A 17,533-nucleotide genomic window follows, 5' to 3' on the forward strand; every position below is an offset into this window, starting at 1 on the left:
CATCGGCGCGGAGACGGATTTCCCGGACGATTCAGAATCGCTCCTAGCCCCGCCGCGTTGTCACCGGGATGTCAGCGGGCTATCATCCACCTGCCCCGCCGCCGCGTCGACGTCCCGGGCGGACGACCCCGCGACAGGGCGCATTTCCCCCAATTAAATCTGGAGTACGTCCGAATGAAAGCTACTGCAAACTCCCGCCTCCGGCTGCCCCTTGCCCTCGCCTCGACCGTTGCGCTGAGCGGAATCGCCGCGCACGCCGCCGCGGACGGCGACTGGTATCTCGCCCCGGCGCTGAACTACGTCATCACCGACGACGACCGCAGGGCGGACGACGATGTCGGCTTCCAGATCGGGCTCGGCCGGCAACTGAACGAGACCTGGAACCTGGAGGGAAACCTCGAGTTTGACACGCTGGATCGTGAGAACGGCAACAACCGCTTCAAACAGCGCGGTCTCGCCCTCGACGGCCTGTACTTTTTCGACCGCAATCCCGGCTTCGCGCCCTACGCCCTCATCGGCGCCGGCGCGCTGAACACGCGCTTCGCCGGCGAGAAGGGGACGAACCCGATGGTCAATGCAGGCATCGGCTTTATGACAAACGCCTTGAGTGACACCGTTGCGCTGCGCGCGGAGGCGCGTTACCGCTGGGACAAGGATGATGAGAGTATTCCCAGCGAAGACAGCTTCGGCGACTGGGTCATCGGTCTCGGCCTGAGCATCCCGCTGGGCGGCCGCGCAGCGCCTGTCGCGGCGGCAGCCCCGGTGGTCGCCGCGGCGGCGGAACCCGCACCCGCATCCGCGCCGGCAGCGGTACCGGCGGCGCCGGTCGACAGCGATGGCGACGGCGTCGTCGACAGCAACGACTCCTGCCCCAATACCCCGGCCGGCGCCCGTGTCGATGCGCATGGCTGCGAGATGGACAGCGATGGCGACGGCGTGGCGGACAGCATGGACCGCTGCCCGAACACGCCGGCGGGTGCGGAAGTGAATGCGCAGGGTTGCGAACTCGACAGAGACGGCGATGGCGTCGTCGACAGCCAGGACCGCTGCCCCGATACCGCCGCGGATACGAAGGTGGACGTGCGCGGTTGCGAGATCCGGGAAGTCATCGAGCTGCCGGGCGTGACCTTCGAGACCGGCTCGGCGCAGCTGGTCGCCGAATCGACCTCGATCCTCGACGAGGCCGCCGCGACCCTGATCAAGCATCCGGAGATCAAGGCGGAAGTGGCCGGGTATACGGATAACACCGGTCCGCGCGCGTTCAACGTCGATCTCTCGCAGCGGCGCGCCGAGACGGTGATGAAGTATCTCGTCTCCAAAGGCGTCGCGGCCGGCAACCTGGGCGCCCACGGTTATGGTCCCGATCACCCGGTAGCCGACAACGCGACGAAGGACGGCCGCGCCGCCAACCGCCGCGTGGAACTGAGGATCGTCGAATAAGACCGGAGATCAGCCCGGTCGCGAGCGAGCGGGGTGATCTCCGCCGGGCAGGGGGGCGGGGGGCGTTTCCCGGTGATGGCGAAGCGCCACAGGCCGCTAGGATGCCGCACAAGGCGCCCGCCAGTACCGCGACGCCTGCCCGTGCGGAGAGCCCGCCCGGCCGTAAATCGGACCTGGACCGGGACTGATCCAACGCCAGTACCGCTGACGCGGGAAGAATTCTCCCAGGTCGTTCGCCTGAGCCCGCTGGTGTCGATCGACCTCGTGCTGCGCGACGGCACGGGGCGCATGTTGCTCGGCCTGCGCGAAAACCGCCCGGCGCGGCATTTCTGGTTCGTCCCCGGTGGACGCATCGGCAAGAACGAGCGCATCGAGGCCGCGTTCCGCCGCATCAGCCGGATGGAGCTCGGCCGCGAGCTGTCGCCGGAGCACGCGCGCTTCCTCGGCGTGTTCGAACACCTGTACGATGACAACTTCGCCGGCGCGCCCGGCTACGGAACGCACTACATCGTCCTCGCCTACGCCATCGACGCGGCCGGAGACTTCGATCTCCCGGTCGAACAGCACAGCCGCTTTGAATGGATGACGGAGGACGACGTCCTCTGTCGCCCGGACGTACACCCTTACGTCCGGGCGTATTGCGGGCGGTAAGCGGGAACAGGCCCCCTTTTTCAGTCCGACTTGAACCCCACCCGTGCGTGGCTGCCGTCGCAGAACGGCTTGTTGCCGGAGGCGCCGCAGCGGCACAGGTACGCCTCCGCCATGCGCGCCACGACACGGCCGGTACCGCTGACGATCTCGAGGTTGCCCTGCACGCGCAGCGGGCCGTCGGGCAGGGGATCGAACGCGAGCGGACCGTCGCGTTCGGCCAACATCCCGATCCTGTCTGTCGTGGGCGGCTCACCGCTGGCGGAAAATCCGGCCTCGCGGTGTGACCCGTCGCATAATGGCTTGTTCTTCGAGGCTCCGCAGCGGCACAACGTGGCGCGGAAGGTACCCGCCTCGCCGCCGAGTCGCAGATCGCCGCGCACGGCGTAGGGTCCCGCCTCGCGGATGGCGATCAGGTTGACGGGCGGTGGCGTTTCGTCCGGCCCGCCATCCTTGCGCCGGTAACGGATCGCGCCGGACGGACAGAGATGCGCGATCTCGACCACGCGCTCGACCGCCATTGCATCGGGCCGGATCCACGGACCCTTGACGTTGGCGAGAAAGACCTGCGGGGCGCCAGTGACGCAGAACCGCGCATGGATGCACTTCCCACCCTCGAAATACAGCGTGAGATTCTCGCCCTCGACGGATTCCACCTTGCCGGCGGGCGCTGGCGTTGGATCTGCGGATATATCTCTGGACATCGCTTGCCTCCTCCTGGATTGCCGGGAAACGCCCTGTGCATCGACACACCCACCTTCGACGATCGCGTCAGGCCCGGGGGGTCCACTCCGCTGCGGGCCTCGATGAGCCGGTCGAATTCACTATAAGCCCGGAATCCTGATGCCGTAAGCCCCGCCGGATGCTGATGGAATTTTCCTGAAAAGTGGCCATCATGCGGAGCAGCTGAAATATATGGTTGACGTTATATATGGAAATTCATATATAATGCGGCATGCTGACCGATACCCACGCCATTTTCACCGCGCTCGCCCATCCGTTGCGCCTGCGCGCCTTGCTGTTACTGCACGCCCAGGGTGAACTCTGCGTCTGCGAGCTGTGCCACGCGCTCGGGGTATCGCAGCCGATGATTTCGCGCCACCTCGCCCAGCTCCGCGCCTGGGGCATCGTCAGTGACCGGCGCCAGGGATTGTGGATCCACTATCGCCTGCATCCCGAGCTGCCGGCATGGGCGATGGCGATTCTGGACGAGACGGCGCGGGGCACGCGGCGGGAAACCCCCTTCCAGGATGACAGGGCCGCGCTCGCCGCCATGCCGAACCGCCCTGGCGCGCCGCGCTGCGCATGACGCCGCCCCGACCGACTGCAGCCAAGATGGCATCAGCGGAACCACCGCAATCGCGAAGGAGTCACCATGGCAATCCAGGTCGGCATCAACGGATTCGGGCGCATGGGCAGGCTCGGCCTGCGCGCCGGCTGGCACAGCGCGGAGCTGGCATTCGCGCGCATCAATGAGACCGCGACCGACGCCGCCGGCTCCGCGCACCTGCTCAAGTTCGATTCGGTGCACGGCACATGGGGCGAAGAGTGTTCCTCCGACGGCGAAGCGCTGATCGTAGGCGGACGGCGCATCGCCTACAGCCGTGGCGCATCCATCGCCGAGGCCGACTGGTCGGGCTGCGACATCGTCATCGAGGCGACTGGCAAACATCACAAGAAGCCGGAAGCCCTGCGCGCCTATTTCGATCAGGGGGTGCGCAAGGTCCTCGTCGCCGCGCCGACGCAGGGCGCGCTCGACATCGTCTACGGCGTCAACCATCACCGTTACGAACCAGAGACCCACCGTCTCGTCACGGCCGCCTCCTGCACCACCAACTGCCTCGCGCCGCTGGTCAAGGTCATGCACGAACGCATCGGCATCGTGCACGGTACCATGACGACCATCCATAACATCACCAACACCCAGACCATCGTCGACAAGGGCCACAAGGACCTGCGCCGCGCGCGCGCCTGCGGCCAGTCGCTGATCCCCACCAGCACCGGCTCGGCGCGGGCGATCACGAAGATCTTTCCCGAACTCGCCGGCAAGCTCAACGGCCTCGCCGTGCGCGTGCCGCTGCTCAACGCCTCGCTCACCGACTTCGTCTTCGAGGCGCGGCGGCCGGTCACGGAGGCGGAGGTCAACGGATATTTTCGCGCGGCGGCGGCGGGCGAGCTCCACGGTATCCTCGGCTACGAGGAGCGTCCGCTCGTCTCGGCGGACTTCCTCAATGATGCGCGTTCCTCCATCGTCGATGCGCCGTCCACCCTGGTCGTCGACGGCACCCAGGTCAAGGTGCTGGCCTGGTACGACAACGAGTGGGGCTACGTGAACCGGATGCTGGACATCGCGCGCCTGCTGGCGGCGCGGCTCTGATCCACCCGCGGCGCGGCCCAGACATGGACGCCGGACTCCGCAATTACCTGGTTGTCACCGGCGGCTACTGGGCCTTCACCGTTACCGACGGCGCCATCCGCATGCTCGTGGTGCTGTACTTCCACCTGCTCGGGTATTCTCCGCTCGAAGTGGCGTTGCTGTTCCTGTTCTACGAATTCTTCGGCATCGTCACCAACCTGGTGGGCGGCTGGCTGGGCGCGCGCATCGGGCTCAATCTCATCATGCACATCGGCATGGGCCTGCAGGTGATCGCGCTCGCGCTGCTCACCGTGCCCGACGCCTGGCTCTCGGTGCCCTACGTGATGGCGGCGCAGGCGCTCTCCGGCATCGCCAAGGACCTCAACAAGATGTCCGCCAAGGCGAGCGTGAAGGCGCTGGCCGGCGGCGGGGAATCACGCCTGTTCACCTGGGTCGCCGCGCTCACCGGCTCGAAGAACGCGCTCAAGGGCGCCGGCTTCTTCGCCGGCGCGGCGCTGCTGCAGGGGCTCGGCTTCCGCGGCGCGCTCGCCGCGCTCGCCGTGATGCTGCTGTGCGTGCTGGTGCTCACCGCCCTGCTGCTGCCCTCCGGCGTGGGCAGGATGAAATCGAAACCGAAATTCACCCAGGTGTTTTCCAACACCCCCGCGATCAACTGGCTGGCGGCAGCGCGATTCTTCCTGTTCGGGGCGCGCGACGTCTGGTTTGTGGTCGGTCTCCCGGTGTACCTCTACGCGGTGCTCGACTGGTCGTTCATGCAGGTGGGCGCGTTTCTGGCGCTGTGGGTGATCGGTTATGGCTTCGTACAGGCCGCCGCACCACGCATCTTCGGCCGCGGCCGGAGCCCGGGCGCCGCCGCCGCGCGCGGCTGGGCCGGCGTCCTCGCGACAGTGCCGGCCGGCATCGCCCTGGCCCTGGGCCAGGGGTGGGATCCGACGCCGGTACTGATCGGCGGGCTGGTCCTGTTCGGCCTGGTGTTCGCCGTCAACTCGGCGGTTCACTCCTACCTGATCCTCGCCTATTCCGAGGGTGAGCGGGTGGCGCTGAACGTCGGCTTCTATTACATGGCCAACGCGGGCGGCCGCCTCGCCGGCACGGTGCTGTCCGGCTGGGCCTACCAGGCGCATGGACTCACGGGCTGCCTGTGGTGGTCCAGCGCCTTCGTGCTCGCCACGACCCTGATTTCCCTGAAGCTGCCGCCCGTCGCGCGGGCGGGTGATGCATGACGCACGCCTCCCGGCCACGGCGGAAACGAGGCCGGTAGCGACGCCCCTTTCGCGCGATGGACATCCCGTCACCAGCCCGGCAAAATAGTTGCCTTGTCAACTATCCTGGCGGACTTCCGGCATGGAACAGACATCGGCGCGGGACTTTCGCCAGCAGTTGCTGGCGATGCTCGGCATCTGCTTCGTCGTCGCCATGGTGGCGCTCGACCAGACCGTCATCGGCACGGCCCTGCCGACCATCGTCGCCGAGCTGCGCGGCTTCGATCTCTATGCCTGGGTAGGCACCTCGTACCTGCTCTGCTCCATCATCACCGTGCCGATCTTCGGCAAGCTCGGCGACGAGCATGGCCGCAAGCCGTACGCCCTCGTTGCCATCCTGCTGTTCACCGTGGCCTCCATGCTGTGCGGCATGGCGCGGGACATGCTGCAACTGGTGCTGGCGCGCGGGCTGCAGGGGATCGGCGGCGGAATGCTGGTCGCCACGGCCTTCGCGACCGTCGCGGACCTGTTTCCGGAGCCGCGCGAACGACTGCGCTGGCAGGTGCTGCTCAGCGGCGCCTTCGGGCTCGCCAATGCCTTCGGTCCCACGCTGGGGGGATTCCTGACCGAGTACTGGGGCTGGCGCTGGGTATTCTTCGTCAACCTCCCGGTCGGCGTCGTGAGCTTCTGGTTCGTATGGCACTATCTGCCCCGGATCCGGCACGGCGATCACCCCGCCGCGCAACTCGACTGGCCGGGCGCCGCGCTGATCGCCCTCACGCTGGGAAGCCTGCAACTGCTGGTGGAATGGCTGCCGCAGCACAAACCTCCGGCAGTGCTGGCCCTGCTGGCCGCAACCGGCATCCTTGCGGGCGGCCTGCTCCTGTGGTGGGAACGGCGTTGCGCCAACCCCATCCTGCCGCTGGACATGCTCGCCCAGGACAGCCTCAGGCCCCTGTTCACGCTGTCCTTGCTGACGGGCTTCTGCATGTTCGCCCTGATGTACTACATCCCGCTGCTGCTGCAGGGCGGATTCGGCATGTCGCCCAACCATGCCGGCCTGCTGATCACGCCGCTCGCGGTCTTCATCACCGTCGGCAGCATCGCCAACGGCCGCATCGTCGCGCATCTGGCGGACCCGAAACAGATGCTTTACGCCGGCCTCGGCTTCTTCTGGCTCGCCGCGCTCGCGCTGACCCAGATGGGCCACGACGCCCCGGACGCGCTGATTGCGGCCGCGATGATGTCCGCGGGCATCGGCCTCGGCATCCTGCTGCCCAACCTGACCCTGTTCACGCAGTCGACCGCGCCGCGCGCCCGGCTCGGCGTGGCGACCGCCATGCTGCAATCGACCCGGATGATCGGCGGCATGCTGGGCATGGCCCTGATCGGCACGCTGGTGTCCCATCGCTATGTCGCGGAGATCGACACGATGCTGCTGGCGGGCGACGGCCTTCAGTGGGCGCCCAGCCTCGGCGATCCGCAGATCCTGCTCGATCCGGGACTGGCGCACGACTTCAGCGCCGCGCTGGCGCGAGCCGGCCATGACGACGCCGTGGCGCTGCTGGCCGGTGCGCGCGACGCGCTGATCGCCGCCATCCACAGCAGTCAGTGGCTCATCGCCGCGCTGGTCGCCCTCGCGCTCCCCGTGGTGTATCGCGCCCCGCGCATACTGCTGCGGCGCGCCGCCGATGGCGGCAGGACGGTTTCCGGTGAATAGGCGCGGACACCGCTTGCTGCAGCAGATCGGCCGCACCGGCCGCGCGATGTACGCCGCGTTCGAGACACAGGTGGGGCAGGCCCTGCCGCGCTGGCGTATCCTGCAAGCCCTGCACGAGCGGAAGTCCGCGACACAGAAGCAACTCACCGCCCAGCTGCTGATCAATCCGGGCGCGTTGACGCGACAGATGAAGACGCTGGAGCAGGAAGGACTCATCGCGCGGCGGAACAACCCGCAAGACCGGCGCTCGACCACCGTCTCGCTGACACCGTCCGGCCGGGCCGCGCTTCGGGCCGCGCAGCCGGCACGAAAGGCGTTTCTGCGCCAGGCGCTCAGGGGCCTGCCGGAAGAACGCCAGTCCGCGGCGATGGAAACCCTGGAGCTGCTGGAGCGGCGCTTCCGGGCCATGCTCGGCCCGTGATCGCACGCCTCACTCGGAGGCGTGCGCCATCAGGACCAGATACCGGTCGAGGTAGGCCTCGCGCGGCGCCCGCTCGGCGGAGCGATACGCGCATCCGCCCTTCCCGCAGGAGGCACCGCCGGTCAGCCGGTCGAGCACCAGGTCCGGCAGATCGTAGTGGCGCAGCGCGGGCGGACGGACAGGTCGTCCATGATCGAGGATCGCGATGCGGTTGAGGTAATAGCTGTTCGCGCGATTTCCCAGATAGCCGAGCGCATTATAGGTATTGGGCCCGAACTGCAGCGGGGGCACGTGATCCGAGACCAGGATGATCAGGCTGTCGGGATCCAGCGCGATCAGCGCCCGCACATAGGCGGCTATCGCCTGAGTGCGATAGTAGAACTGGTTGACGACGCGCTCGAGATGCTCATCGTGAAACCCGGACCGGAGCTCGACCACCGGCGGGCGCTTCACCGGATCGAGATTATGCGGCGTGTGGCCGTAGATGGTCAGCACGTAATTGAACAGCGGCGCCCGATCGCCACGGCGCAGATAGTCCTCGACGAAAGCCAGGTTCTGCGCGAACAGATCGCCGTCGAACTGATAATCCTCGATCCCGGGATCGCCCGCGTGCAGGTAGGTGGGGCCGGCGGAATAAAACTCGGCGGGATAGTATTGCTCGGTGAAGCCGATGCCCTGGTAGGCCGGTTGCGCGTTGAAGAAATTCGGCTTGTAGGCATTGCTCGCGATGCTGTGGTAACCGAGTCCGGACAGGAGACCGGGCAGGCAATGCGCCGCGGCGCCGGTGAAGGCGTTGAATTCGACGCTGGACAGCTTTTCGAAGGCCGGAACGCCACAGAGCACCTCGAATTCCGCCTGCGCCGTCCCGCCGCCGAAGACCGGGGAAAGCGACAGGCCCAGCGTAGCGCCGAACAATCGCTCGAAATCCGGATGCGCCGGACTGCGCGAGAACTCCACGCCGGTGAACAGGCGCGGATCGAGAAAACTCTCCAGCACGATGAGATGGACGTCGCGCCGACGCAGTTCGGGACCGATGCGCGCGAGCTGTTCGCGATAGCGCGCATCGAAGGCGGCGCGGTCGCGAAACGGCGCGATCCGCTCCAGCGTGCCGGCGCGCTGCGCCTCGCGGTATAGCAGCATGGCCATGCGGCCGTTCTGTTCCACGCTCTTGCCGTCCGAGTAGGTGACGATCTCGTGGGCGAATGACTGGAAGCCGGTGGCGAAGGCGTCCGGCGCGGCCCGGATCCCCAGCGCGACGATAACCAGCGGCAACAGACCCACGGCCAGGCGCCACGGCCTGCCGTAATCGATCCGCGCGAACAGGATCAGGAACGGCGTGGCGAAGCCGGCAACCAGCAGGATCGCATACGGCAGCGGCAGGATCTGCAGCAGCTCGGGGAGTTCGGAGATGTTGATCAGGCGGAAAACCTTGCCATATACCAGATAGAACACATCATGCACGAGATAGATCGCGAAGATCGGCACGGCCGCCAGCACCGGGCGCCAGCTCGACGGCCTGAGCGCGAGATACAACAGACCGTACAGGTAGAGGACACAGACCATCTCCGGCCACTGGAGATACAACAGCTTGGCGCTGAACCCCCCGTATACCTCCACCAGCTTCGCATAGAGTACCAACGCCGCGAGCATCAGGACGATATGCAGCAGGGGCTTGCGCCAGCGGTGTGGCGAGGGCAGGGACATGGGCATCACGGCGGAACGGGCACTGGGCCTGGAATTGTGCCGCCTTTGTCATGAAACTGCAACATTGCAGCTGGCGGGGGGGGGGGGGGGGGGGGGGGGGGGGGGGGGGGGGGGGGGGGGGGGGGGGCGGGGGGGGGCGGCGCCGCGCGCCGGCGCGCACCGCCGGGGCCAGCCCTGTCCGACTCCGGCGGAGGCGCGGACCACGACGCGAAGGATTCCTCATCGTCCGGACGGGCCCCGCCCCCCGGCGCGCTCGCCCCGCCCGCGGTCTTGCGGGTGGGCGCCGCGCCCTCCCGCCCCCCGGGCGGCGCCGCGGACTCGACCGGAATGGACGAACCGGCGTGTGTTGACGCCCCTACCGGCAATGGTTAGATTGGAACCCGTGTTTCCGAACCCGTATGCCGGGATGGGAAGGTCATGGGCGAATCTGTCGCGGTTCTGATCGAAGACATCACCGGGCTGGTGACCTTTCCGGCCGTCGGCATGCGTATCAACGCCCTGGTCAACGATCCCTCGACCACGGCCGCCCAGCTCGGCAGTGTGATCAGCCAGGACCCGGCGCTCACGGCGCAACTGCTGCAGATCGCCAACAGCGCCGCCTTCAGTCATTCCAGCCAGATCGATACGGTCTCGCGCGCGGTGACGGTGCTCGGCACCCGTCAGATCCGCGACATCGTGCTCGCCAGCTCCGCCGTCCATGCCTTCGAGGGCATTCCGAACGAACTGGTCGGCATGGAGGACTTCTGGCGCCACAGCCTGTACTGCGGCATCGTGGCGCGTTTTCTGGCTGAACAGCGTCGTCTCAGGAACACGGAGACCCTGTTCATCACCGGCATGTTGCACGACATCGGCCAACTGGTGATCTTCCGCAAGCTGCCGCAGGAGTCGAGACAGGCGCTGCTGCTTTCCATCGAAGGGGACGATGAGTTCGCCCTCCATCACGCCGAACAGCAGATCCTGGGCTTCGACCATACCCAGGTAGGCGCCGCGCTGCTGCGACGCTGGAATTTTCCGTCGCTGCTGGTGGAATGCACGGAATGCCATCATGATCCCGCCCAGGCGAAGCAGTTTCCCCTCGAAGTGGCGCTCGTGCACATCGCCAACAGCCTGGCCCAGCTGGCCGAAGTCGACAGCCTGCAGGAAGAGGACGCCGTGCTCACCGACCCGGCGGCCTGGGAGACTGCCGGGCTCGACAAGGACATCATCGAGCCGGCCGTGCGGGCCGCCCAGGCCCAGTTCGCGGATGTGCAGAGGATGTTCATGTGAGGCGTGAGGCCTCAGGCGTCAGGGGCGAGAGATAAAATACGGCAACATCAGCGAACAAGGCGTTTGACGATTCATCCGAGGCAGACGAGCCTGTTTCGCCTCACGCCTCACGCCTCACCGGATTACCTTGACGTGCACTCCGCCGCGCGCACCTCGACATGATCCGCGGCGGCGATCGCCTCCGCGGCGACGAGACCCTTCGGCGCGAACTCTCCGGACCCGAGATCCCAGCGATCATGACGGGAAAAGGCACCGTGCCTGACGCGGATCGTGCCGACCGGCGTACCTGCACGGTCGAGCACATCGAACAGGACTTCCGCGCCGCGACAGTCCGCCAGGGCCTGCACCCAGCCCGCCACCGAGAGTTGATCAGGACCGCCGCGCTGGAGCTTGTAGCCGATGATCTGGAAGTAACCGGACGGGGCGACATACGTGGCGGCGAATACCGGGGCCGTCAGGCCCAGCATCATGAGCAGACCCGCTGTACGCGTGAGGGAGACGGACATGAACGCGCGCATCCCGGTCGAAACCGACCGCCTCAGATCACCGCGTCAAAGCCTTCGAACTGCGGCGGCCCCAGATAAAGGTCGCGCGCTGTACCGGCATTCGCATGCGCGCGCCGGAACGCCTCCGAGCGCGTCCATTCCTCGAAGGCGGCGCGGGAATCCCACAGTGAATGCGACGCGAACAACGTCGCCTGGGCGTCCGTCGGTCCCTGCAGCAGATGAAACTCCCGGAATCCCGGCACGCCTTCGAGGTGGCTCTCGCGGTTCTTCCATACGGAGACGAATTCGTCCTCCCGCCCGCGCACGATCCGGAACCGGTTCATTGCGATAAACATCGGATCACCTCCTGATGCGACCCATCAGTAAGGGATCATATACCCATGCCAGGCGCGAGACCACCGGGAGATGAGCGTAAAACCGGGAGTCCCGTTATAGCCAGGGGAGTCGAAAGATGGAATGATTATCGAGTTAACAATACCGCACTACAGTCATCCGAACGAAACGACGAACCTTCCTGTCACCAGAGGTGTTCACGCCCGCTCTGCAAGCGACTCCAGCAGCGTCTGCTGCGCCGAGAACGGATGCGCGCGGCCCTTCACGCCCATGCGCTCGTAACTGCCGTCGGTGTTGAGAATCCAGGACTGCAGGTTGTCCTTCAGATAGTGCTGCAGGTCCTTGTACATCCGCTTGCGCAAATGGGTGTCGAGGATCGGATAGGCGATCTCGACACGGCGGAACATATTGCGCTCCATCCAGTCCGCACTGGAGCAGTAGATCTCAAAGGCGCCGTCGTTCTCGAAATAGTACAGGCGCGTATGCTCGAGAAAGCGCCCGATGACGGAGCGCACGCGGATCCGATCGGAGATCCCGGTCAGCCCCGGACGCAGGCTGCAGATACCGCGCACGACCAGGTCGATATCGACACCGGCCCGGGAGGCGGCATACAGCGCCTGAATGAGCTGGGGCTCGATCAGGGCGTTGACCTTGATAATGATGCGCGCGGGCTTGCCCGCGGTGGCGTTGTCCGCCTCGCGCTGGATCTTCTGCAACAGCCCCTTGTGCAGGGTGAACGGCGACTGCAGCAGGCGGTTGAGCCTGACCACCTTGCCCAGGCTGGTGAGCTGCTGGAACACGCTGTGCACATCCTCGCCGATCGCCTTGTCGCAGGTGAACAGACCGTAATCGGTATACAGGCGGGCGGTGCGCGAATGGTAGTTTCCGGTACTCAGATGCACGTAGTGGTTCAGCTGCCGGCCCTCGCGCCGCACCACCAGCAGCATCTTGGCGTGTGTCTTGTAGCCCACGATGCCGTACACGACATGGGCGCCCGCCTCCTGCAGCCGGTTGGCGAGCTTGACGTTGGCCTCTTCGTCGAAGCGCGCCCGCAGTTCGATGACGACCGTCACTTCCTTGCCGCCGCGCGCGGCGGTGACCAGCGAGTCGACAATCGCCGAGTCCGCGCCCGTGCGGTACAGGGTCTGCTTGATGCTGAGTACATGCGGATCGGACGCGGCCTGGCGCACGAACTCGATTACCGGGGCGAACGACTCGAAGGGATGATGCAGCAGGATGTCGCCCTTGCGGATGGCCTCGAACATGTCGACGCCGGCGATGAGCTGGGCGGGGCGGCTGGGAGTGAACGATGGGAACTTCAGCTCCGGCCGGTCCACCGTGTCGACGATATCGATCAGGCGGTGGAGATTGACCGGACCGTCCGCCTGGTAGAGGTCGTCGCGCGTCAGCCCGAACTGCTCGAGCAGGAACTCGACCAGGTCGTCCGGGCAGTTGTCGGCGATCTCGAGCCGCACCGTATCGCCGTAGTGGCGCGAGAACAGCTCCCCTTCCACCGCGCGCAGCAGGTCATCGACCTCTTCCTCGTCCACGAACAGGTCACTGTTGCGGGTGACGCGGAACTGGTAACAGCCGGTGACGCTCATGCCGTGGAACAGGTCATCGGCGTAGGCGTGGATGATGGAGGACAGAAACACGAAGTCATGCGGCCCGCCGCCGGTTTCTTCCTCGGGAAGACGGATGATACGGGGCAACGAGCGCGGGACTTGTACCACGGCAAGTCCGCTGTTGCGCCCGAAGGCGTCTTTCCCGGTGAGCGAGACGATGAAGTTCAGGCTCTTGTTCAGCATGCGCGGGAACGGGTGCGCGGGGTCGAGCCCGAGCGGACTCAGGATGGGCAACAGCTCGTCGTGGAAGAACTTGCGCAGCCAGGCCTCCTGCTTTTCGGTCCAGTCGGAACGGCGAATGGCGCGGATATTGTGCTCCGCCAGTTTGGGCAGCACGACTTCGTTCAGGATCTGGTACTGGCGCTTCACCAGCATCTTCGCGCGCGCGTGGATCGTCTTCAGGACATCCGCCGGCGAAAAATTGTCCGGCCCGCTCTGGGACGAGCCGACATCGACTTTCTGCTTGAAGCCCGCCACGCGGATCTCGAAGAATTCGTCGAGGATGGTCGAGGCGATGCAGAGAAACCGCAGTCGCTCCAGCAGCGGGACACTCTCGTCCTCTGACTGCAGCAGTACGCGCCAATTGAATTCGAGGTGACTGAGTTCGCGGTTGATGTAGAGATCGGGCTGCTTCAGGTCCATGTCACCCGAACCGGGCGTTTTTGAGGATTTGTCCAGCATAGTGAAGGATTGTTACAGATTCATGACTGACCGGACGCATCAATCGCGCCACAAAACCCACACAATTCGCGACAGTATAACATGGCTTCACCATATATAATCATTCGCCTTACTCGCAGCTTAGCAAATACCGCCCTGCCAGGAACACATTGTACCGATGCGGAACACCCGGTCCTGATCATTTCAAATGAACACTCCGCGCGGCTGCAATGGTACCCACTGCGCTGTCATAAAGCTGAAACATTCGAGCAACATAATCCGCCCTGTGTTGATAATGTAGCGCGGTGAGCTCGAACCTTCTTAGTGACTGAGACGCCACGCTAATCACGCCAATACGCATGTCGCAAAAATGTAACGCTGGACTTGCGACATGAACCGGATTGTGGATGTAATACGCGCAATGACTTTAACAACTGACCCAAAAATCAAAGGCAATTGCCTGAAAGCAACGAAGGGAGACTGAGATGAAACGAAAGAGTATCGCGATCGCCGTGGCAGGTGTGTTGGCCCTGCCCCTGTCGATATCGACCGCTTCTGCCCTGGAGGTCTACGGCAAGGCGCACGGTTCGATCGATTTTTCCAGCAATGATGACGAAGGTGCCAACCAGGAAGACAGCACACTGGCGTTCAGCAACAACGCCTCGCGCATCGGGTTCAAAGGTGACGAGCAGATCAACGACGACCTGACCGTAACGTATCAGGCCGAGACCGTGATCGACATGGATTCCGGCGGCTGGGGCGGCGGACGCAACACCTACATCGGGCTGAAAGGCGGCTTCGGTGAAGTGCGCGGCGGTCTGCACGACACTCCGTACAAGAGCTCCACTTATGACATGTTCAGCGATACCCGCGGCGACTACAACGCGATCATCGGCTCCATCAACGGGTCGGTCGATTTCGATGAGCGTACGCCGAACACCATCCTCTACATCTCGCCTGATATGAGCGGCTTCCAGTTCCAGGGCGCCTACATCCTGGGCATCGCGGCCGCCGATGACGACCTGCCGGACGCCGAAGAACCGGACAACACCGGTTTCAGCCTGGCCGGCATGTACAACCAGGGCCCGCTGTCGCTGAGCCTCGCGATGGAAACCTACGGCATCGAGGCCGCCACCGGTGAGCCGACCGACGATGCGCAGGCGGTCAAGTTCGGCGCCGGCTGGGACCTCGGCCAGGGCACCAAGCTCAGCTTCATCTTCGAATCCGCCGAATCGGGCACCACTGATGTAAGCCGTGATGCCTTCTACTTCGGCGTGATGCATAAGATGAGCGACAAGACGACACTGAAGCTCGCCCTCGGCCAGGCCGACGAGTTGGATGTCGCCGAGGAGACCGGCGCCACCTACCTGGCGCTGGGTGTCTCGCAGAAGCTGTCGAAGGACACCGAACTCTACGCGCTGTTCGCCAGCGTCAGCAACGACGACGGCGCTACGTACCGGTTAGACGGTGTCGGCTTGCCCACCACTGGCACGCCGTCTGCGCCTGTGCCTGGGCGTGATACTTCTTCCCTTAGCTTCGGCATCGTCAAGAACTTCAGCGGCAAGTTCATGTAATCCGGTATTCCCCTGATCTGATCTTCGGGGCGCCTCAGGGCGCCCCATTTTTTTCAGGCCCTACCCGCTATTTTCCCAGGGCGCTCATGATGCCCCGCACGGCGGCCGGAAGGTCCGCGGGCAGGACGACGATCTTGGAGTTCTGCGAGCCGGACAGCTGCCGCACGGCCTCGACGTATTTCTCGCCCAGCAGGTAGACGGCCGGCAACTCCTGGTCGCGGATCGCCTGGCTCACCTTGTCGATTGCCATCTGGCTGGCTTCGGCCAGCAGGACCTGGGCCTGGGCATCACGCCGCGAGGCCTCGAGGCGGCCCTCGGCCTCCAGGATGGCGGCGGTCTTCTCACCTTCGGCGCGCGTCACGGTGGCGCGGCGCTGACGCTCGGCGGCCGCCTGCTCCTCCATCGCCTTCTGCATGGTCTGCGAGGGATTGATGTCCTGGATCTCCACCGTCTTCAGCGTGATGCCCCAATCGGCGATGTCATCCGAGATCGCGGTCTTCAGCCGCGCCTTGATCTGGTCGCGCGAGGACAGCGCGTCGTCGAGATCCATCTCGCCGACGATCGCGCGCAGCAGGTCTGCACCAGGGTGCGGATGGCGAGCGCATAGTCTTCCACGCCGTAGACCGCCTTCTCCGGCGCGATGATATTGATATAGGCGACGGCGTTGGCGATGATCACGGCGTTGTCCCGGGTGATCACCTCCTGCGAGGGGATGTCGAGCACGATGTCCTTGGTCGTGACCTTGTAGGCCACGCTGTCGATGTAAGGGACGATGATGTTGAGACCGGGGCCCAAGGTGGAGTGATACTTGCCGAGACGCTGCCACATGTGAAGCCCTGCGGGACAATGCGCACCCAGCCCGATGGTGATGATCACCAGCACGACGAACACCGCTACGACTACCATGGCAGTCCACTCCTTGTCGATGGTTCGAAGCCCCGGCCTTCATCGTTTTTCGACGATGAGGGTGTTCCCCGAGATATCCTTTACAACGACGCGGTCGCCGGTCTCCACCGCCTGCTCGCTCAGAAACAGCCACTCCTCCGAACCCAGCAACGGGGTCGCGGAGCGCACCACGCCGCGCGTCTTTCCGGCCGGGATGCGAATGACCTGGCCGGTCTCGCCGACGATCGCCTCGCGCGCGATGCCGGCCTTGGTGTGGTCGGTCATCAATGGCTTGAAATAGCGGAACCAGAGGATGGCAAACACCGAGGAGAACACCGCCCACAGCAGCAATTGCGTGCCGAATCCCAGTGCCGGGTGGAACCACAGCACGGCGGCCACCATCAGCGCGCCCAGCCCGAACCAGAAGATGAAAAACGTCGCGACGAAGATCTCCGCGATCATCAGCAGCATGCCGAAGACCAGCCAGTGCCAGTCCTGGATCCCGTAGTCCATACGTCTTCCTTTCTCCGTGGATGACCTGCGACGACGCCCCGCGCGTAGACGCCCATACGTTACCGCAAACGGCGCCGCGCCGACAGTGGTATCCGCCGGTGCGGGCCTGCTATGGCGCGGCACCGCCGATGGTCGCCGGTCCCGCGCGGAGTGCGGTTGCGACACCATGTAATGTGTGAACGTGCACACGAATACTCAAGCCGATAGCGCCGAGGGCATCGACAGCCATACCGATTTTTTGTTACGGTAGATTGTCATTCGCAGTTATTTCACCACTCCGCACAAGGAGATAGTCGTGCCCGCCGCGCCCGGCACCGTCGTTTTCGCCACCGCCCTTGCCCTTACCGCCGCGCTGCTCCTCGCGGCCCGGCCCCACAGCGGCAGCCACCGCAGTGATCGTCTCGAGGCCCGGATCCAGCGGCTCGACGATCTATCGGGCCCTCGGCGCGCTCAAGGCCAACGAATCAGTGCAGTTGTCTTCTTCCATCACCGAGACCGTAGGCGCAATCCACTTCGACGACGGCGACCGCGTCCCCGCGGGCAAGCTGCTGGTGGAGATGACCAGCGACGAGGAGCACGCGCAGCTCGAAGAGGCGCGTGCGACCGTCGATGAGGCGCGGCGCCAGACGTACGAACGCGTGCAATCCCTGCAGCAGCAG

The 17,533-nt window shown here is 65.2% G+C and carries 16 protein-coding genes and 1 pseudogene; 10 read left to right on the top strand and 7 right to left on the bottom strand.

What is annotated here, in order from left to right; all coding sequences use genetic code 11:
• Window positions 1–174 precede the first annotated feature (174 nt).
• Together IPM20_07265 and IPM20_07270 are read left to right on the top strand one after the other, a co-directional pair.
• Window positions 175–1,440: an OmpA family protein gene (locus IPM20_07265; protein MBK9131421.1), complete on the top strand. Its 1,266-nt coding sequence runs from the start codon at window positions 175–177 to the stop codon at window positions 1,438–1,440.
• 75 nt (window positions 1,441–1,515) lie between these two features.
• Entirely contained in the window at window positions 1,516–2,091 is a 576-nt protein-coding gene (locus IPM20_07270) for a GDP-mannose mannosyl hydrolase (GenBank protein MBK9131422.1), read from the top strand.
• Window positions 2,092–2,111: 20 nt separating this feature from the next.
• Here the strand turns inward: IPM20_07270 and IPM20_07275 are convergent, their stop codons facing one another.
• Complete coding sequence (locus IPM20_07275) at window positions 2,112–2,792, bottom strand: CDGSH iron-sulfur domain-containing protein (protein MBK9131423.1); 681 nt, start codon at window positions 2,790–2,792, stop codon at window positions 2,112–2,114.
• A 251-nt stretch (window positions 2,793–3,043) separates the two neighbouring features.
• Between IPM20_07275 and IPM20_07280 the strand changes: the two genes are divergently transcribed.
• The 5 genes from IPM20_07280 to IPM20_07300 all read left to right on the top strand — a co-directional run bounded on the left by IPM20_07280 (window position 3,044) and on the right by IPM20_07300 (window position 7,808).
• Window positions 3,044–3,397, top strand: coding sequence for a metalloregulator ArsR/SmtB family transcription factor (locus tag IPM20_07280; GenBank protein ID MBK9131424.1), 354 nt, complete (start codon window positions 3,044–3,046; stop codon window positions 3,395–3,397).
• Between the two features lie 66 nt (window positions 3,398–3,463).
• Complete coding sequence (locus IPM20_07285) at window positions 3,464–4,465, top strand: ArsJ-associated glyceraldehyde-3-phosphate dehydrogenase (protein MBK9131425.1); 1,002 nt, start codon at window positions 3,464–3,466, stop codon at window positions 4,463–4,465.
• 23 nt (window positions 4,466–4,488) lie between these two features.
• The gene (gene arsJ / locus IPM20_07290; GenBank protein MBK9131426.1) at window positions 4,489–5,688 is read left to right on the top strand and encodes an organoarsenical effux MFS transporter ArsJ; all 1,200 of its coding nucleotides are present in this window, start codon (window positions 4,489–4,491) and stop codon (window positions 5,686–5,688) included.
• 166 nt (window positions 5,689–5,854) lie between these two features.
• Complete coding sequence (locus tag IPM20_07295; GenBank protein ID MBK9131427.1) at window positions 5,855–7,387, top strand: MFS transporter; 1,533 nt, start codon at window positions 5,855–5,857, stop codon at window positions 7,385–7,387.
• Window positions 7,359–7,808: a MarR family transcriptional regulator gene (locus tag IPM20_07300; protein MBK9131428.1), complete on the top strand. Its 450-nt coding sequence runs from the start codon at window positions 7,359–7,361 to the stop codon at window positions 7,806–7,808. The genes IPM20_07295 and IPM20_07300 overlap by 29 nt, the downstream gene beginning before the upstream one ends.
• A 9-nt stretch (window positions 7,809–7,817) precedes the next feature.
• Here the strand turns inward: IPM20_07300 and IPM20_07305 are convergent, their stop codons facing one another.
• Complete coding sequence (locus tag IPM20_07305) at window positions 7,818–9,512, bottom strand: sulfatase-like hydrolase/transferase (GenBank protein ID MBK9131429.1); 1,695 nt, start codon at window positions 9,510–9,512, stop codon at window positions 7,818–7,820.
• A 417-nt stretch (window positions 9,513–9,929) separates the two neighbouring features.
• Between IPM20_07305 and IPM20_07310 the strand changes: the two genes are divergently transcribed.
• Window positions 9,930–10,778 (top strand): HDOD domain-containing protein, encoded by an 849-nt coding sequence (locus IPM20_07310; GenBank protein MBK9131430.1) that lies wholly within the window; start codon window positions 9,930–9,932, stop codon window positions 10,776–10,778.
• Window positions 10,779–10,900: 122 nt separating this feature from the next.
• On the opposite strand, the gene IPM20_07315 is transcribed toward IPM20_07310, so the two are convergent.
• The 3 genes from IPM20_07315 to ppk1 form a co-directional block, all read right to left on the bottom strand.
• Window positions 10,901–11,284: a hypothetical protein gene (locus IPM20_07315; protein ID MBK9131431.1), complete on the bottom strand. Its 384-nt coding sequence runs from the start codon at window positions 11,282–11,284 to the stop codon at window positions 10,901–10,903.
• 32 nt (window positions 11,285–11,316) lie between these two features.
• Entirely contained in the window at window positions 11,317–11,619 is a 303-nt protein-coding gene (locus IPM20_07320) for an antibiotic biosynthesis monooxygenase (GenBank protein MBK9131432.1), read from the bottom strand.
• A 195-nt stretch (window positions 11,620–11,814) separates the two neighbouring features.
• Complete coding sequence (gene ppk1, locus IPM20_07325; GenBank protein MBK9131433.1) at window positions 11,815–13,884, bottom strand: polyphosphate kinase 1; 2,070 nt, start codon at window positions 13,882–13,884, stop codon at window positions 11,815–11,817.
• 503 nt (window positions 13,885–14,387) lie between these two features.
• Between ppk1 and IPM20_07330 the strand changes: the two genes are divergently transcribed.
• Window positions 14,388–15,476 carry a porin gene (locus tag IPM20_07330; GenBank protein MBK9131434.1) on the top strand — a complete coding sequence of 363 codons (1,089 nt, stop codon included), beginning with the start codon at window positions 14,388–14,390 and terminating at the stop codon, window positions 15,474–15,476.
• Window positions 15,477–15,543: 67 nt separating this feature from the next.
• Here the strand turns inward: IPM20_07330 and IPM20_07335 are convergent.
• A pseudogene (locus tag IPM20_07335) lies at window positions 15,544–16,382 on the bottom strand (paraslipin).
• Window positions 16,383–16,421: 39 nt separating this feature from the next.
• Window positions 16,422–16,874: an NfeD family protein gene (locus tag IPM20_07340; GenBank protein MBK9131435.1), complete on the bottom strand. Its 453-nt coding sequence runs from the start codon at window positions 16,872–16,874 to the stop codon at window positions 16,422–16,424.
• Between the two features lie 392 nt (window positions 16,875–17,266).
• Between IPM20_07340 and IPM20_07345 the strand changes: the two genes are divergently transcribed.
• The coding region (locus IPM20_07345) for a hypothetical protein (protein ID MBK9131436.1) at window positions 17,267–17,533 on the top strand (267 nt) is incomplete at its 3' end.

This window comes from Gammaproteobacteria bacterium (assembly GCA_016716465.1).
Classification (GTDB): Bacteria; Pseudomonadota; Gammaproteobacteria; order SZUA-140; family SZUA-140; genus JADJWH01.